Genomic DNA, 16,272 nt, shown 5'->3' on the forward strand with positions numbered 1-16,272 from the left:
GGAGGAACAACAAATGAATAATTTTATTAAAAGCATTGAAGATGCACAATTAAAGTCAGAGGTTGCTGAGTTTCATGTAGGTGATACAGTAAAGGTTTATGCAAAAGTAAAAGAAGGTACTCGTGAGAGAATTCAGATTTTTGAAGGAACTGTTTTAAAAAGACAGAACGGTGGTTCCAGAGAAACATTTACAGTTAGAAAAACATCTAATGGTGTAGGTGTTGAAAGAACATGGCCTGTTCATTCACCTAGAATAGAGAAGATCGAAGTAATCAGACTTGGTAAAGTAAGAAGAGCTAAACTTAACTACTTACGTCAACGTGTTGGTAAAGCAGCTAAGGTAAAAGAATTAGTAAAATAAGAACAAGTACTATAGTCGTATAGTTCGTATATGGATTCCCACGAGTAATCGTGGGAATTTTTTCTAGGCTGAAATGAAAGGGAATCTAAAAGGTGACAAGTAAAAGACGGTTGTGATATAATAATTCTATTACAAAAAAGGAGTTATAGTTCATGAAATCTAATTATGGTTTGGATGAAAAAGAATCACTTATTAAAAAGATAATACGTGAGCTAATAATATGGGTAGTAGAAATTGCAGTAGTAATACTATTAGCCTATTGTATAATTGCATTTGGTGTTGTGAAAATTTCTGTTATTGGAACTGCAATGTCTTCAACTCTTGAGGATGGAGATAAAATTTTGGTGAATAAAATGGCTTATCGGCTAAAAGGACCAAAAAGAAATGATGTAGTTGTTTTTATGCAGTCAGGAAAAGAACATAGCTTCTATCATGTAAAAAGAGTGATCGGACTCCCTGGTGAAACCGTTCAAATCATAGATGGCAAAGTATATATTAATGGAGAAGTGCTGGACGAAACCATTCAGTGTGAACCTATTGCCAATGGCGGTCTTGCCAATGAGGAAATTGTGTTAGAAGCAAATGAATATTTTGTGCTGGGAGATAATCGAAATCAAAGTGAAGACAGCAGATTTGCAAGTATCGGGAATATTCTACGGGGTGATATCCTGGGAAAGGCGTGGATACGCTTAAGTCCATTTGATTTTGTTAGTAAAATAAATTTAAAGAAAACAGAAGAATAGAAAGATTATAGGTGATTAAAATGAATTTTCAATGGTATCCTGGTCATATGACAAAAGCAAAAAGAATGATGCAGGAGGATATAAAATTAATTGATGTAGTAATTGAATTAGTAGATGCCAGAATTCCATATAGTAGTAAAAATCCTGATATTGATGAACTGGCAAAAAATAAATCAAGGATTATATTATTAAATAAGTATGATTTGGCAAATGAGGAAGAGACAAAGAAATGGAGAAGCTGGTATGAGGAGAAAGGCTTTTTTGTTGCAATGGTAAATTCTAAGACTGGAAAAGGGGTAAAAGAGGTTCATGCTGTTATACAAGCGGCATGTAAAGAGAAAATAGAGCGGGATAGACGGAAAGGAATTTTAAACCGTCCAGTACGTGCTATGATAGTGGGGATTCCTAATGTGGGAAAATCTACATTTATTAACAGTTTTGCAGGGAAGGCATGTGCGAAAACAGGGAATCGTCCAGGTGTGACAAAGGGTAAGCAGTGGATTCGGTTAAATAAAAACGTAGAATTGCTAGATACACCAGGAATCTTATGGCCAAAATTTGAGGATCAGGCTGTAGGTCAAAGACTTGCTTATATTGGTTCTATTAAAGATGAAATCTTAAATGTAACAGAACTGGCATTGGGATTAATTAGTTTTTTGAAGAAGAATTACAGTAAATTACTAATGGAACGTTTTTCTTTAGAAGAGGAAATGGAGGAAGTTAAAATCCTTGAAAAAATTGCTGAAATCAGAGGATGCAGACTAAAGGGAAATGAGCTGGATTATGAAAAAGCAGCAAATCTGTTAATGGATGAATTCCGAAACGGACGAATTGGAAGGATTACTTTAGAATTTCCAGAATCCTGATAAAGGAAGTGTGAGAAATGTACAAAGAGCAGGAGATAGAGGATAGTCTGGAATTTTGCAGAGATATTTATCTGTATTACGAGGCAGAACCGAAACATAAAGGAATAGAAAGTTATCAAGAGTGGGATGGCATTGGAAAACGACAATATGAACGTTATCCTGTTTTGGATTATCTGCCTGAAAAGAAATATGAGATAGTTAAAAGCAAGGTATCTTTTTTTCATTTACTGATACAAGGTCTAATTTGTATTGCAATCGCATTTATTGCTGCAAGGGTGATATCGGATTACGTTTTCCAGATTACCGTTATACGGGGCAATTCTATGGAGCATTTGGTGCATGATGGTGATAACGTACTTATTGATAAATTATTTTATAAGACGTCCCAGCTTCAGCGGTTTGATGTAATTGTTTTTTCAAAAGAATCTTCGGAAAGGAATCTGATTAAAAGAATTATTGGTTTGCCTGGAGAAACAGTGAAAATGGAGGGAGCAAGCATTTATATTGATGGAAGTCTTCTGGAGGAAAACTATGCACTGGAATCAGAATATGATGCAAATCACGCAGATATTGAGCTGTCGTTAGAGGAGAATGAATATTTTGTTCTAGGAGATAACCGGAATGACAGCTTGGACAGCCGATATGTACAAATTGGTCCAGTAAAGGAAAATGAAATTATCGGGAAGGCCTGGGCCAGGGTATATCCTTTTCAAGAAATTCGATTGCTGCACAGTATAGATAAGAAAGATAGTTGAGGATAAGATATGAAGATAGAGGAAATTAAGTATATTTTGCAGAATACCGATATAAAAGATATCCCTTCTGTAGCAGATTCCTTTCGCAAAGATATGCGTACTGGAGTTCAAAAGCTGATTGCAAAATACCAGAGGGATTATAGTAAATATTTAGATGAACTTTCTCGGCTGGAGGTAATGCAGGAGTTTGAACATAAGTACAGAGAATATGCTTATATCTGCGGAATTGATGAAGTAGGAAGAGGTCCATTGTCAGGTCCGGTGGTAGCGGGTGCTGTAATCCTTCCAAAAGATACCACGATTTTATATTTAAATGATTCTAAGCAGGTAAGCGAAAAGCGAAGAGAGCTTTTATATGATGAAATTATGGAAAAGGCAGTTGCTGTTGGAATTGGTGTTGTGTCACCACAAGTAATTGATGAAATTAATATTTTGCAGGCGACCTATGAAGCAATGCGCATTGCCATTCGCAAACTTTCTGTTCAGCCAGATTTGCTATTAAATGATGCAGTTACCATTCCCCAAGTTAAAGTAAAACAGGTCAGTCTGATTAAAGGAGATGCCAGAAGTATTTCTATTGCCGCAGCAAGTATTATTGCAAAAGTAACCCGGGATCGGATGATGGCAGAATATCATAAGTTGTATCCAGACTACGGGTTCGATCAGAATAAAGGTTATGGTTCTGCCCGGCATATTGAAGCACTGAAAAAAATAGGTCCTTGTCCGATTCACAGACAGACCTTTATTAAAAATTTTGTATGAACAGATTGATGAGGTGATTATTTTGGAGCAAAAAAAGATGTTTGATAAAAATAGAACTGCCGTTGCCTTGTCTTATCAGGCAGGAGATGATGCACCAAAAGTAGTTGCATCGGGAAAAGGTTATGTTGCAGATACGATACTGGAAAGGGCAGCTGAGGAAAAAATACCTATTCATAAGGACGAAGTACTGGCTGAAAATCTGGCAAAACTTAATCTTGGAGAGGGCATTCCACCAGAACTTTATGAAATTGTTGCGGAAATTTTAGTATTTGTGGATGATATGGATCATATCAGGGAAAAGATAATGAAGTAAGGAGAAGGTGAAAGAATATTTCTGGCAGAGAGGAAAGAACAGGTAAAATTTATAATAAAAGAAAGTTAGGTGCAGAGCAAGAAGAGGCTGCTGTTAAGTATTTAGAACAGGCTGGATATCGGATTATTGAGAGAAATTTTTATACCAGAGCAGGAGAAATTGATATAATAGGATATGATGAAGGCTATCTGGTATTTATTGAAGTGAAATTTCGTTCCAATGCTGCTTTTGGATTTCCAGGGGAAGCAATTGATAACCGAAAGAGAAATTCTATTATTAAAACAGCAGAATATTATATTTACAAGAACCAGCTTTCCATGGAACAGCCAATTCGTTTTGATGCTGTGCTGATTCTTGGAGGCAGCATACATCTGGTTAAGAACGCTTTTCAGGCGGGATAATGTTTAAGTGAGGTAAAGGATGCAGATACAATATAAGACCAGTAATTCATTTTATCATATTTTGTATAATGAAAATCGGACGGAAAAGGCTCAACTAGATGTAAGTGGTGAAGTGCCACTTATTACTTTTCCGGTTTTAAAACACCTTCCATTTCTAACACATGGTTTCTCAACAAGATTTGGCGGGGTCAGTGCAGGAGAATTCAGTACTTTAAATCTAAGTTTTCAAAGAGGAGATAGGGAAGAAGACGTAATAGAAAATTATAACCGCATTTGCCGGACTCTAGGGGTAAAAACGGAGCAGTTAGTTTTTTCTGATCAAGTGCATGATACAAAAGTTGTCAAGGTTACTAAGAGTGACTGTCAGGGGACTCATCTGGTTCAAAGAAAGTTGATGGGAATTGACGGGTTGGTGACAGATGAACCAGGCGTTGTGTTATGTACTTCTTATGCAGACTGTGTTCCATTATTTTTTGTTGACAAAAAGAAAAAGGCCATAGGACTGTCTCACTCTGGCTGGAAGGGTACGGTAGGAAAAATAGGAAGGAAAACTGTAGAGGAAATGGAAAAACAATTTGGCAGTGAAAAAGAAGACATAATTTGTGTCATTGGACCTTCTATTTGTTCCGATTGCTATGAGGTCAGTGAGGACGTCGCAGTACAATTCCAAAATAGTTTTCAAAAGAACCAGTCTGATAAAATTATATATCCAAAAGGAAATGGAAAATACCAGTTGGATTTGTGGCTTGCGAACTGGTTTGTTCTATCAGAAGCTGGCATTTCTCCTGAAAACATTTGGATTTCAAGCATTTGCACTTGCTGTAATAAGGAATTACTATTTTCCCACAGAGCATCTCAGGGAAAGAGGGGAAACCTTTGTGGTTTTCTATCTATTCAGTAGTTCCTGGATTTTATCAAGTGGATTTAAAATTTCATTTACAGAAGTATCATTGTTTAATGTATCAATAATAAGTGCAATGTATTTGCTTAAATCCACGCAGGTATAGTATGGCTTTTCCAGAAGTTCCTTTGAGCAATAGGAAAGATTGGTTGTAAAAATCCGATCAATCAGTCCTTCTTCATAACAAGCATCGAATTTTGACAGACCCTCTGTAAAAAGTCCGTATGTAGCAGCAATGTATACTTTACGGGCTTTTCGTTTTTTTAGTTCCTTTGCAACGTCCAGCATACTTTCGCCAGAAGCAATCATGTCATCAACAATAAAGACCGCTTTTCCTTCAACAGAATTTCCTAGATACTCATGGGCAACGATTGGATTCTTCCCATTCACAATAACAGAGTAATCTCTTCGCTTATAAAACATACCCATGTCAACTCCAAGTACACCTGCATAATATACAGAACGGGTCATGCCTCCCTCGTCTGGGCTAATAACCATCATATGTTCACTGTCAATCTGAATGGAAGGTTCTGACTCTATCAACGCACGGATAAACTGAAAGGAGGTATAAAAGTTGTCAAAACCTTGAATTGGAATCGCATTTTGAACCCGGGGATCATGGGCATCGAATGTAATAATGTTATCCACACCCATGGCAACTAACTCTTGAAGAGCCAGCGCACAATCCAGTGATTCTAATTTACTTCGTCTATGCTGTCTGCTTTCATATAAAAAGGGCATAATAACATTAATTCGATGTGTCTGTCCACGGCAGGCCTGAATGATCCGCTTGACATCCTGAAAATGATCATCTGGTGATTTTCTATTGGTCTCCTGATTCATTGTATATGAAATAGTAGGATTAACGGTATCTAATAAAATAAATAAATCCGTTCCACGAATGCTGTTCTTAATAACTGCTTTCGCTTCCCCACTTCCGAATCGGGGACATTCCGCCTGAACTAAGTAACTGTCTGCATCATAACCTAAGATAGATAAATCTGTGTGAACGTCATTGAGCTGTTCCTTACGGGATGCTACTAAATGCTCATTTACCAAATCCCCCAGTTCTTTCGAACTATCCAATGCAATAAGTTTTAGTGGAGCCACAGGCATAGCTAGATTAAGTGGTCTCGTATACATTGAAAATTACCTCCAAAAATTTGTTAGAATTTAATTAACTATAGAATTTATAACATTATAAAATTAGTTAGTCAAGTTTCCATGAATAAGTTTCCTAAAAAATACACATATACATTGTGATATTTCTACAATTAGGATATAATGGTATGGTGAAAGACTGATTTTAAAGAGAAATGGTGAAAAAAACATGAACAAACATAAAGTAAAGTGCATTGAGCCGGAAAGCATTGCAGAGGAAATGGAGATTGAACCAGGGGATGTACTTCTTCGAATAAATGACACAGAGATAAGAGATGTATTTGATTATCAGTATTTAATCAATGATGAATTTATTACGGTGTTAATCGAAAAACCAGACGGTGAGCAGTGGGAAATGGAAATTGAGAAGGAATATGGAGAAGATTTGGGTATTGAATTTGAACAGGGGCTGATGGATGAGTACAAATCCTGTTGTAACAAATGCATTTTCTGCTTTATTGACCAGATGCCTTCTGGAATGAGGGAAACCTTGTACTTCAAGGATGATGATGCCAGGCTGTCTTTTTTGCAGGGCAATTATATTACGTTAACCAATATGAAGGATTATGATATCGATCGTATTATTAAATATAAGTTATCACCAGTAAACATTTCGATTCATACCACCAATCCAGATTTAAGAGCAAAAATGCTGCAAAACAGATTTGCAGGTGAGGCGTTAAAAAAGGTCAGACGGCTTTATGAAAACGGAATTGAAATGAACAGTCAGATTGTATTGTGCAAAGGTATTAACGATGGAGCTGAACTGGAAAGAAGTATAAAGGATTTATCGGACATGCTGCCATACATGCAAAGTCTGTCCGTTGTGCCAATTGGAAAGACAAAGTATCGTGACCATCTTACGTATCTGGAGAAGTTCACGAAGGAAGATGCCATTACCGTTATTGATACGATTCATAAGTGGCAGAATAAATTACTAAAGGAGCATGGAACCAGATTTGTATTTGCTAGTGACGAGTGGTATCTGACTGCTGATAGATCCCTTCCTGGAGAAGAAGAATATGAGGGCTATGGACAGATTGAAAATGGTGTAGGAATGATTACCTCTCTTGAAACAGAATTTGAAGAATACTATAGTACTTTGACAGGAGATAATAGAGTGAAAAAGGTTTCTCTTGCCACTGGTGTTTTGGCAGCACCGATTATTGAAAAATTGTCAAAAAGAATTCAATTAAAGTATCCTGGAATTATCTGTAACGTCTATACTATTTACAATGATTTTTTTGGAAGAGATATTACAGTGGCTGGACTTCTGACAGGGCAGGATATAATAAAACAGTTAAAGGGAGAGGAATTAGGGGATTACCTGATTGTTCCTAATGTCATTTTCAGGTCAGGTGAAGAAGTACTGCTAGATGATTTATCAAAGAATGACTTGGAAAAGGCTTTACAAATAGAGATTCGTATTGTAAAATCAGACGGAACCTCTTTTATTGATACAATAGTAAATGATTAAAGAATAGAAATAAAAAGGACGAGATAAAATGAGCAAACCAATTGTAGCGATTGTTGGGCGGCCGAACGTAGGCAAGTCCACATTATTTAATGCTTTAGCAGGAGAGAAAATTTCGATTGTTGAAGATTATCCCGGAGTTACCAGGGATCGTATTTATGCAGATGTAACATGGCTGAATTATCAGTTTACCATGATTGATACTGGTGGTATTGAGCCAGAGTCTAAGGACATGATGATTAGTTATATGAGAAAACAGGCTGAGATTGCCATTGAAACAGCAGATGTTATTATATTTTTAGTAGATGTAAGGCAAGGGTTAGTAGATTCAGATTATAAAGTTGCAGATATGTTAAGAAAGTCTCACAAGCCAGTGGTACTTGCTGTTAATAAGGTTGATAATTTTGATAAGTTTATGGCTGATGTATATGAATTTTATAATTTGGGTATGGGTGATCCAATGCCAATTTCCTCAGCATCCAGACTTGGCATAGGTGATTTGCTGGATGAGGTTGTTAAGCACACCATGCAGTTAGAGGGAGATGAGGAAGAAGATGAACGGCCACGAATTGCAATTGTAGGAAAACCAAATGTTGGGAAGTCTTCTATTATTAATAAATTACTTGGAGAAGACAGAGTTATTGTATCTGACATTGCTGGTACAACAAGAGATGCTGTGGATACGGCAGTAACCTATGAGGATAAGGAATTTGTTTTTATTGACACTGCTGGGTTAAGGCGTAAGAGTAAAATAAAAGAGGATTTAGAACGTTATAGTATTATACGTACAGTAGCAGCTGTGGAACGGGCAGACATAGTCATTCTTGTAATCGATGCCCAGGAAGGTGTAACAGAGCAGGATGCGAAGATAGCAGGAATAGCACACCAACGAGGCAAAGGTATTATTATAGCTGTAAACAAATGGGATGCAATTGAAAAGGATGATAAAACCATTTATAAACATACAAAAAAGGTTCGTGAGGTATTGTCATTTATGCCGTATGCAGAAATCATGTTTATATCCGCGCTGACAGGACAAAGAATGTTTAAAATGTTTGAAATTATCGAAAATGTAATACAAAATCAGTCGTTGCGTATTCAGACAGGGGTGTTAAATGAAATCTTAACAGAAGCAGTTGCAATGCAGCAGCCACCTTCTGATAAAGGAAAGCGGCTGAAAATTTACTATATGACACAGGTTGCAATTAAGCCTCCTACTTTTGTTATTTTTGTTAACAGTAAAGACTTGATGCATTTTTCTTATACTAGATACCTTGAAAATAAAATAAGAGAAGCTTTTGGATTTGGCGGAACATCGTTAAAATTTATTGTTAGGGAAAGAAAGGAAAAGGAATAGTATGATTTTGAAACTAATTGCATGTATCGTAATCGGATATTTACTTGGTAGTTTTTCAACTGGATATGTAGTGGGAAAAATGAATCACATTAATATTCATGAGGAAGGCAGTGGGAACTCTGGTGCAACCAATGCGTTACGTACAATGGGGATAAAAGCAGGATTATTTACTTTTTTGGGGGATTTGCTAAAAGGGCTACTCCCAGTAATTGTTGTTCGTATTCTATTTCATAAGCAGCCAGACATGGGAGTGTACTTTGGCTTAGTAATTGGACTAGCAGCCGTTCTTGGGCATAATTTTCCATTTTGGTTAAATTTTAAAGGTGGAAAAGGCATTGCGGTTACCTCCGCTGTAATTCTTGGAATTGCAGACTGGAGAGTAACGCTGGTAGGGCTGATTTTGTTTATACTAATAGTGGCAAGTACCCGTTATGTTTCCTTAGGTTCCCTTATGGTAGCATGGTTATTGCCAGTTAATATGCTTTTATTCTGTAGAGACAGTGAGTACTTTTTACATATGCTGATAGTAAGTTTATTGTTTACACTGTTAGCTTATGTTAGACATGCAAGTAATATTAAGAGACTATTGAATGGAACAGAAAGAAAATTTGGAGTGAAATCAAAAAATAAATAGAAAAGCTGGAAGTATGGAGGTTGTTATATGTATAAGGTGAGTTTATTAGGTGCTGGCAGCTGGGGAACTGCTCTGGCAATTCTGCTGGCAAATAATGGACACGAGGTTACTTTGTGGTCAGCACTACAAGACGAGGTCAAAATGTTGACTGAAAATCGGGAGCATATGGAAAGACTTCCAGGTATCAAGCTCCCAGATAATATTCTGGTTACAGCAGATGCAGAAAAAGCATGTTGTGATATGGATTTAATTGTGTTTTCGGTGGCGTCACCTTATGTAAGACAAACGGCACGAAATGTGAAAAAATATATAAAAGATGGACAAATCATTGTGAACGTGGCAAAAGGAATTGAAGATAATACGCTGCTAACATTAACAGAGATAATAAAAGAAGAGATTCCATTGGCAAATATAGCGGTGTTGTCTGGTCCAAGTCATGCGGAGGAAGTAAGCAAAAGAATTCCTACTACAGTAGTGATTGGAGCAGAAACACAAAAAACAGCTTACTTTGCACAGGATATTTTTATGAGTGAAGTATTCCGCGTATATACAAGTCCAGATATGATAGGAATTGAGCTGGGTGGCTCTCTGAAAAATGTAATAGCACTTGCGGCTGGTATTGTAGATGGATTAGATTATGGAGACAATACGAAGGCAGCGTTAATGACTAGAGGGATTGCAGAAATGAGCAGGCTGGGCGTGGCAATGGGCGGAAAAATGGAGACATTTGCTGGCCTTTCTGGAGTTGGAGATTTGATTGTTACCTGCACCAGCAAGCATAGCAGAAACCGCAATGCAGGTTATCTAATTGGAAAAGGATATACCATGCAGGAAGCAATGGATGAGGTGAAGCAGGTTGTAGAGGGTGTATATTCTGCGAAAGCGGCACTAGCATTAGCAAGAAAATATAACATTACAATGCCGATTGTTGAACAGATTAATTTGGTTCTGTTTGAAAATAAATCTGCAAAAACAGCAGTATATGAATTATTATTAAGAGATAAAAGCAGAGAGTATTCCGCTTTGGAGTGGAAAGAATAGTTCTACTTCAGATTCCCCTTGCATATATTTTACAGATGACTAAGTCACGTGAATATACGGAAGGGGATTTTTATGGACAATTTTGATGTATATAATGATATTTCAGAGCGGACAAATGGGGAAATATACATAGGGGTGGTAGGACCTGTGAGAACCGGTAAGTCAACGTTTATTAAAAGATTTATGGATTTACTGGTTATTCCAAATATAGAGGATGTACATAGCAAAGAGCGTGCGATTGATGAACTTCCACAAAGTGCGGCCGGGAAAACCATTATGACAACGGAACCAAAATTTATTCCAAAGGAAGCAACGGAAATACGGATATCAGATGATAAAAAGGTAAATATCCGCTTAATTGATTGTGTTGGGTATATGGTTGAAGGAGCCCAGGGGCATATTGAGAATGAGCAGGAACGGATGGTGAAAACACCTTGGTTTGAACATGAAATTCCGTTTACGGAGGCAGCAGAGTTAGGTACGAAAAAAGTAATTAATGACCATTCTACCATTGGGTGTGTGATTACAACAGATGGAAGCTTTGGAGATATTCCAAGAGAAGGTTATCTGGCCGCAGAGGAAAAAACCATCAGTGAATTAAAAAAGCTGGGAAAACCATTTATTGTATTATTAAATACCAACCGTCCATATTCTGAGGATACCATCCGGATGGGAGAAGCGATGGAGGAGAAATACGATGTAACGGTTCTCCCAGTCAATTGCGAGCAGCTTCGTAAAGATGATGTTACAAAAATAATGGAGCGTGTATTATCTGTTTTTCCAATTGCTCAAATTGACTTTTATATGCCTAAGTGGGTAGAGATGTTAACAGAGGATCATCCTTTGAAGCAGGATTTGATTAAAAGTATCAAAGATGTGCTGAAGAAATTGTCTTTGATTAAAGATGTAAATTACGAAAATATGGGGATAGACAGTGAATACATGAAAAAACTGAAGTTAGATGAAATTGATATGAAAACAGGTCATATTAATATTACTATCGAATTTGACGACAGATACTATTACCAGATTTTAAGTGAACTGATTGGGGAAACGATTTCGGGTGAATATGAGTTTATTTCTAAAATAAAGGAATTGGCAGAGAAAAAGCATGAGTATGCCAAGGTTGGGAATGCCTGTGCTGATGTCAGAATAAAAGGCTACGGAGTAGTAACCCCTTCGATGGGTGAAATTACAATTGAGGAGCCTGAGATTATAAAACATGGCAATAAGTATGGAGTAAAAATTAAAGCGACAGCACCTTCTATCCATATGATTAATGCCAATATTGAAACGGAAATAGCTCCGATTGTAGGAAGTGAGGAGCAAGCAGCGGATTTAATTCAGTATATTAATGATAATTCAAAGGATGAACCAAGTGGGATATGGGAAACTAATATTTTTGGGAAATCCATTCAGCAGCTTGTGGAAGAAGGAATCAATAATAAAATTAATAAACTGACAGATGAAAGCCAGATGAAATTGCAGGAAACAATTCAGAAGGTTATTAATGACAGTAATGGTGGCCTTGTGTGTATCATTATATAGTCAGACAGGTTAAGAATGGCGTGGTGAAATGTAATTAATTGTAAGAGGTATTATTCGAGTATTGTAGAATAATATCTCTTTTTGTGCTATAATAAAAATAGAGAATTTATATAAAGTGCGCATGTTTTTGGGACAAGCAGATTGATTACATTATTTTAAAAGAAAGTATGACACATTGTTGACAAAAACTAGAATAATTGCTATAATAAGTACGTAATAAATTTAATACTTTTGTAACAATATTAAAACGAAATTTTCAAATTGATGATAGAACCAAGAGATTATTTTAGGAGGCAGAATATGAAAAAGCACCTATGGATGATTGGCGTTGCAGGATTAACTGGCATTACGCTATTAGCCATTTCAAATCTTAATGCATCTGTGATATCCACTGAGATTCCTATGGCAGGAATAGAGTTATCCCTAGATAAATATTATACCGCAGACCCGCTGAGCAGTCCGACACCGGCAGAGGAGGACAGCACTGATGTTATAGAGAATACGGAAAGTACTGATAATACAGTTGTTGTACCAGATGTGGAGGCTGAAGAAGCTGCGCAAGAAGAGGAAGAGACTACAGAAGAAGAGGTAGATATAAAAAGCCTTATTTCCAATATGAATTATGACAGATTAGGTATTGCAAAGGTTGACAACTATTTAAATATCCGGCAGAAGCCAAGTATGGATGCAAAAATTATTGGAAAGCTTCCTAAGGATGCAGGCTGCCATATATATAGTATTAAAAATGGATGGGCTAAGATTGTTTCAGGAAAAGTAACAGGATATGTATCCAGTGAATTTTTGGTTACAGATGAAGAGGCAGAACAGTATGCCCTTGAAGTTGGAACGTTAGTAGCTACCGTTAATACAGAAACTTTGAATGCAAGATTTTTACCTAGTGTGGATTCTAGTATTTATACGCTGGTTCCAGTGGAAGAAGATTTGGAAGTAGTAAAGGAAGATTTGTCTAAAAAGTATATTACTTCATTTATAGAAAAGCATTTTTCAGGTGAGGATGAGAAATACATTGAAAATGTAGACCAGTCTGACATGAATAAGCAATTAGAAGACTGGGTATGTGTTACAATTGATAATGAAAAAGTATTTGTGGCAAAGGAATTTGTTACGATTTCTTATCAGTTAAAGAAGGCTGTGTTTGTTGAAGAATTGGCAGAGGATGGTTCTAGCGGAGTATCTTCTCTACGGGCCAGGATGGTACAGTTTGCAAAACAATATTTAGGGAATAGGTATGTATATGGAGGAACCAGTTTGACAGGAGGAATTGATTGTTCTGGATTTATGATGAGAATCTATCAGAATTTTGGTTATTCTATTCCTAGAACGTCAGCAGCTCAAAGTTCTTATGCAAGAACAATTAGTGCTTCAGAAGCTAAGCCAGGAGATTTATTTTTCTATGGTAACGGAAGCCGGGTTTCCCATGTTGCTATGTACATTGGTAATGGTCAGGTTATTCATGCAAGTAATCCGAAAAGTGGTATTAAGATTTCTAATGCTTACTATAGAACACCTATGAAGGTTGGAAGAATTATTAATGATTAATTAAAATAGTAAAGATGTTTTCATCCAAAGCGTAACTGGCTGGGTGAAAGCATCTTTTTATTTGCTGGGTAATTACTATTTAGAATAGCAAAACTCTTTTTCGAATGGCGGTTGAATTGAAGGAATAATTTATGTATAATGTACTATGCAATGGAGTCAGGGAAAACTGGAATTATTATGGAAGGGGAGAGATAGAATGGAATATGTAATAGGGGTATTTGCAGTTCTTCTTATACTTTTTATTAAAATATTATATGATGCAAGAAATACAGAGAAGCAGAATTTATATATGCTGAAAAAGGGATGGGGGAATGTGCCACAGCAAGAATATACAGATGAAAAGTTTCAATCCTTAAAATACTATTATTTATGCAATAGAAGAGAAAACCTGGATGTGGATGACATTACATGGAATGACGTTGATATGGATTCTATTTTTATGCTGTTAAATAATACAAAATCATCAATAGGTGAAGAATATCTGTATTCTATTTTACATCACTTGGAATATTCAAAAGAGGAATTAGAAAAAAGAGAAGAACTGATACAGCTTTTTCAGAAAAATGAAGTGGTTAGAGAAAAATTGCAGGCTTCTTTTCTGCAAATGGGGAAACTGCACAATATTTCTTTTTACCAATATGTGAGTGCCATGAAGGATATTGTTACAAAAAAAACGTACAGGCATCATATACTGGCGGCATGCCTAATTGGCTGCTTGGGCTGGATTTTTGTTGCAGCGCTGTCTGGTTTTACGCTTGCACCTGCAATTATAGGAACAATAGCTTTTGTCTGCATCAACATTGTCCAATATTATAAAAGAAAAGCAGAGATTGAAAAATATTTTACCGTATTATCATATATATTAAGGCTTTTGTATAGTGTAAAAAAGATAGTGAAGCTTGGATTGCCAGAATTGAAAAAATATGAAACCGAACTGCAAAAAAATATGAAGGCTTTTCAAAAATTTCAGTCACAAGCCAGGTTTCTATTTAGCGGAAAAAATATGACTGGCAGTTTGGCTGATGTTATTTTAGATTATGAAAAAATGTTATTTCATACCGATTTAATTAAGTTTGACAATATGGTTTTAGAGGTGAAGAATAAACAAAATGAGTTGAACCAGCTGTTTGAAATAATTGGACTATTAGATAGTATGCTGGCAGTTGCTTCCTTCCGCGCTTTAGTAAAGGAGCATTACTGTAGTCCTGTATTGAAAAAGGGAAGTAGACCAGAGATTTCAATAGATGGGATGTATCATCCGATGATTTCAGAACCAGTTGCGAATTCTATTTCAGAAAAGCAATGTGTACTGATTACTGGTTCCAATGCATCTGGTAAGTCAACCTTTATAAAGACAATTGCAATTAATGCAATTCTGGCACAGACCATTCATACCTGTTTATGTGAAAAGTATGAAGCGAGTTACTTTAAAGTATATTCCTCTATGGCTTTACAGGATAATTTACTGGGAAAAGAAAGCTATTATATTGTTGAAATAAAATCACTAAAACGTATTATGGATCAGTTAACAGAAGAGATTCCTACACTTTGTTTTGTGGATGAGGTGCTCAGAGGTACGAATACATTAGAGCGGATTGCTGCTTCTTCCCAAATCCTAAAAGGGTTTTCTAGAGGGAACGTGATTTGTTTTGCAGCTACTCATGATATTGAGCTGACTTATATTTTAGAAAAATATTATTCTAATTATCATTTTCAGGAGCAAATAAAAGATAACGAAATACTATTTGATTATACCCTTTATAAGGGCAGGGCAGTTTCGAGAAATGCAATTAAGCTGTTGGAAATTATGGGATATGAGAAAGAAATTATTGAACAAGCTACGAAGGAAGCAAATACTTTTTTGGAAAAAGGTGTTTGGAATGCAATTTAAATAAAGTAAGGAGTCAATATGGAAGTTAAAATCTACACAGATGGTGCAGCAAGAGGAAATCCAGATGGTCCAGGAGGATATGGAACAATATTAGTTTATGTGGACTCTCATGGAACAGAACACAAAAGAGAACTTTCGGCAGGATATCGGAAAACAACCAATAATAGAATGGAATTACTGGCTGTCATTATAGGTCTGGAGGCGTTAATCAAACCTTGTGAAGTAGAAATTTTTTCGGATTCACAATATGTAATTAAAGCATTCAATGAACACTGGATTGATGGCTGGATCAAAAAAGGCTGGAAACGGGGCAAGAATGAACCTGTTAAAAATGTGGATTTGTGGAAACGGCTGTTAAAGGCAAAGGAGCCTCATCATGTGAAGTTTACGTGGGTAAAAGGACATAATGGGCATCCAATGAATGAAAGATGCGATTATTTAGCAACAACAGCAGCGGATGGAAACCATTTGCTAGAGGATGTTGTTGATACTACAGTTTAATTC

Annotated in this window: 17 protein-coding genes; 16 read left to right on the forward strand and 1 reads right to left on the reverse strand. The window is 36.3% G+C overall.

All coding sequences use genetic code 11. The features are described 5' to 3' along the window. Positions 1-13 precede the first annotated feature (13 nt). The 8 genes from rplS to pgeF all read left to right on the forward strand — a co-directional run bounded on the left by rplS (position 14) and on the right by pgeF (position 5,102). Positions 14-361 carry a 50S ribosomal protein L19 gene (gene rplS / locus BM305_RS15380; protein ID WP_092562737.1) on the forward strand — a complete coding sequence of 116 codons (348 nt, stop codon included), beginning with the start codon at positions 14-16 and terminating at the stop codon, positions 359-361. A 152-nt stretch (positions 362-513) separates the two neighbouring features. Further along, entirely contained in the window at positions 514-1,104 is a 591-nt protein-coding gene (gene lepB, locus BM305_RS15385) for a signal peptidase I (RefSeq protein WP_092562740.1), read from the forward strand. A 20-nt stretch (positions 1,105-1,124) separates the two neighbouring features. After that, entirely contained in the window at positions 1,125-1,970 is an 846-nt protein-coding gene (gene ylqF / locus BM305_RS15390; protein ID WP_092562743.1) for a ribosome biogenesis GTPase YlqF, read from the forward strand. Between the two features lie 17 nt (positions 1,971-1,987). After that, positions 1,988-2,725, forward strand: a complete 738-nt coding sequence (gene lepB / locus BM305_RS15395) for a signal peptidase I (protein ID WP_092562746.1) — start codon at positions 1,988-1,990, stop codon at positions 2,723-2,725. A gap of 9 nt (positions 2,726-2,734) precedes the next feature. Next, positions 2,735-3,487 carry a ribonuclease HII gene (locus tag BM305_RS15400; protein WP_092562749.1) on the forward strand — a complete coding sequence of 251 codons (753 nt, stop codon included), beginning with the start codon at positions 2,735-2,737 and terminating at the stop codon, positions 3,485-3,487. 13 nt (positions 3,488-3,500) lie between these two features. Next, positions 3,501-3,800 carry an EscU/YscU/HrcU family type III secretion system export apparatus switch protein gene (locus BM305_RS15405; protein ID WP_408606131.1) on the forward strand — a complete coding sequence of 100 codons (300 nt, stop codon included), beginning with the start codon at positions 3,501-3,503 and terminating at the stop codon, positions 3,798-3,800. A 47-nt stretch (positions 3,801-3,847) separates the two neighbouring features. Beyond that, positions 3,848-4,201 carry a YraN family protein gene (locus tag BM305_RS15410; protein WP_092562752.1) on the forward strand — a complete coding sequence of 118 codons (354 nt, stop codon included), beginning with the start codon at positions 3,848-3,850 and terminating at the stop codon, positions 4,199-4,201. 19 nt (positions 4,202-4,220) lie between these two features. Continuing rightward, positions 4,221-5,102, forward strand: a complete 882-nt coding sequence (gene pgeF, locus BM305_RS15415; protein WP_092562755.1) for a peptidoglycan editing factor PgeF — start codon at positions 4,221-4,223, stop codon at positions 5,100-5,102. Here pgeF and BM305_RS15420 read toward each other — a convergent pair. Next, on the reverse strand, positions 5,088-6,245 hold the full coding sequence (locus BM305_RS15420) for a ribose-phosphate pyrophosphokinase (RefSeq protein ID WP_092562758.1): 1,158 nt from the start codon (positions 6,243-6,245) through the stop codon (positions 5,088-5,090). The genes pgeF and BM305_RS15420 overlap by 15 nt on opposite strands. A 187-nt stretch (positions 6,246-6,432) precedes the next feature. Here BM305_RS15420 and BM305_RS15425 point away from each other — a divergent pair, with 187 nt between their 5' ends. From BM305_RS15425 to rnhA, 8 genes are all read left to right on the forward strand, one after another. Continuing rightward, positions 6,433-7,740 (forward strand): DUF512 domain-containing protein, encoded by a 1,308-nt coding sequence (locus tag BM305_RS15425; RefSeq protein ID WP_092562761.1) that lies wholly within the window; start codon positions 6,433-6,435, stop codon positions 7,738-7,740. Positions 7,741-7,768: 28 nt separating this feature from the next. Beyond that, on the forward strand, positions 7,769-9,094 hold the full coding sequence (gene der, locus BM305_RS15430) for a ribosome biogenesis GTPase Der (RefSeq protein WP_092562763.1): 1,326 nt from the start codon (positions 7,769-7,771) through the stop codon (positions 9,092-9,094). A gap of 1 nt (position 9,095) precedes the next feature. Next, positions 9,096-9,728, forward strand: coding sequence for a glycerol-3-phosphate 1-O-acyltransferase PlsY (gene plsY, locus BM305_RS15435; protein WP_242940561.1), 633 nt, complete (start codon positions 9,096-9,098; stop codon positions 9,726-9,728). A gap of 27 nt (positions 9,729-9,755) precedes the next feature. After that, complete coding sequence (locus BM305_RS15440; RefSeq protein WP_092562766.1) at positions 9,756-10,769, forward strand: NAD(P)H-dependent glycerol-3-phosphate dehydrogenase; 1,014 nt, start codon at positions 9,756-9,758, stop codon at positions 10,767-10,769. Positions 10,770-10,841: 72 nt separating this feature from the next. Beyond that, on the forward strand, positions 10,842-12,317 hold the full coding sequence (gene spoIVA / locus BM305_RS15445; RefSeq protein WP_092562769.1) for a stage IV sporulation protein A: 1,476 nt from the start codon (positions 10,842-10,844) through the stop codon (positions 12,315-12,317). A gap of 300 nt (positions 12,318-12,617) precedes the next feature. Further along, positions 12,618-13,877 carry a C40 family peptidase gene (locus tag BM305_RS15450; RefSeq protein ID WP_177214759.1) on the forward strand — a complete coding sequence of 420 codons (1,260 nt, stop codon included), beginning with the start codon at positions 12,618-12,620 and terminating at the stop codon, positions 13,875-13,877. Positions 13,878-14,073: 196 nt separating this feature from the next. Further along, positions 14,074-15,768, forward strand: coding sequence for a MutS-related protein (locus BM305_RS15455; RefSeq protein ID WP_177214760.1), 1,695 nt, complete (start codon positions 14,074-14,076; stop codon positions 15,766-15,768). An 18-nt stretch (positions 15,769-15,786) separates the two neighbouring features. Then, positions 15,787-16,269: a ribonuclease HI gene (gene rnhA / locus BM305_RS15460; RefSeq protein WP_092562777.1), complete on the forward strand. Its 483-nt coding sequence runs from the start codon at positions 15,787-15,789 to the stop codon at positions 16,267-16,269. Positions 16,270-16,272: the final 3 nt, after the last annotated feature.

The organism is Anaeromicropila populeti, assembly GCF_900112775.1.
Classification (GTDB): Bacteria; Bacillota; Clostridia; order Lachnospirales; family Lachnospiraceae; genus Anaeromicropila_A; species Anaeromicropila_A populeti.

What these genes read in the sequence shown, in the direction of transcription:
- ylqF (WP_092562743.1), top strand. Translation starts at nt 1,125, where the DNA reads ATGAATTTTCAATGGTATCCTGGTCATATGACAAAAGCAAAAAGAATG.
- rnhA (WP_092562777.1), top strand. Translation starts at nt 15,787, where the DNA reads ATGGAAGTTAAAATCTACACAGATGGTGCAGCAAGAGGAAATCCAGAT.
- lepB (WP_092562746.1), top strand. Translation starts at nt 1,988, where the DNA reads ATGTACAAAGAGCAGGAGATAGAGGATAGTCTGGAATTTTGCAGAGAT.
- BM305_RS15450 (WP_177214759.1), top strand. Translation starts at nt 12,618, where the DNA reads ATGAAAAAGCACCTATGGATGATTGGCGTTGCAGGATTAACTGGCATT.
- plsY (WP_242940561.1), top strand. Translation starts at nt 9,096, where the DNA reads ATGATTTTGAAACTAATTGCATGTATCGTAATCGGATATTTACTTGGT.
- der (WP_092562763.1), top strand. Translation starts at nt 7,769, where the DNA reads ATGAGCAAACCAATTGTAGCGATTGTTGGGCGGCCGAACGTAGGCAAG.
- BM305_RS15400 (WP_092562749.1), top strand. Translation starts at nt 2,735, where the DNA reads ATGAAGATAGAGGAAATTAAGTATATTTTGCAGAATACCGATATAAAA.
- lepB (WP_092562740.1), top strand. Translation starts at nt 514, where the DNA reads ATGAAATCTAATTATGGTTTGGATGAAAAAGAATCACTTATTAAAAAG.
- rplS (WP_092562737.1), top strand. Translation starts at nt 14, where the DNA reads ATGAATAATTTTATTAAAAGCATTGAAGATGCACAATTAAAGTCAGAG.
- spoIVA (WP_092562769.1), top strand. Translation starts at nt 10,842, where the DNA reads ATGGACAATTTTGATGTATATAATGATATTTCAGAGCGGACAAATGGG.
- BM305_RS15455 (WP_177214760.1), top strand. Translation starts at nt 14,074, where the DNA reads ATGGAATATGTAATAGGGGTATTTGCAGTTCTTCTTATACTTTTTATT.
- BM305_RS15420 (WP_092562758.1), bottom strand. Translation starts at nt 6,245, where the DNA reads ATGTATACGAGACCACTTAATCTAGCTATGCCTGTGGCTCCACTAAAA.
- BM305_RS15425 (WP_092562761.1), top strand. Translation starts at nt 6,433, where the DNA reads ATGAACAAACATAAAGTAAAGTGCATTGAGCCGGAAAGCATTGCAGAG.
- pgeF (WP_092562755.1), top strand. Translation starts at nt 4,221, where the DNA reads ATGCAGATACAATATAAGACCAGTAATTCATTTTATCATATTTTGTAT.
- BM305_RS15440 (WP_092562766.1), top strand. Translation starts at nt 9,756, where the DNA reads ATGTATAAGGTGAGTTTATTAGGTGCTGGCAGCTGGGGAACTGCTCTG.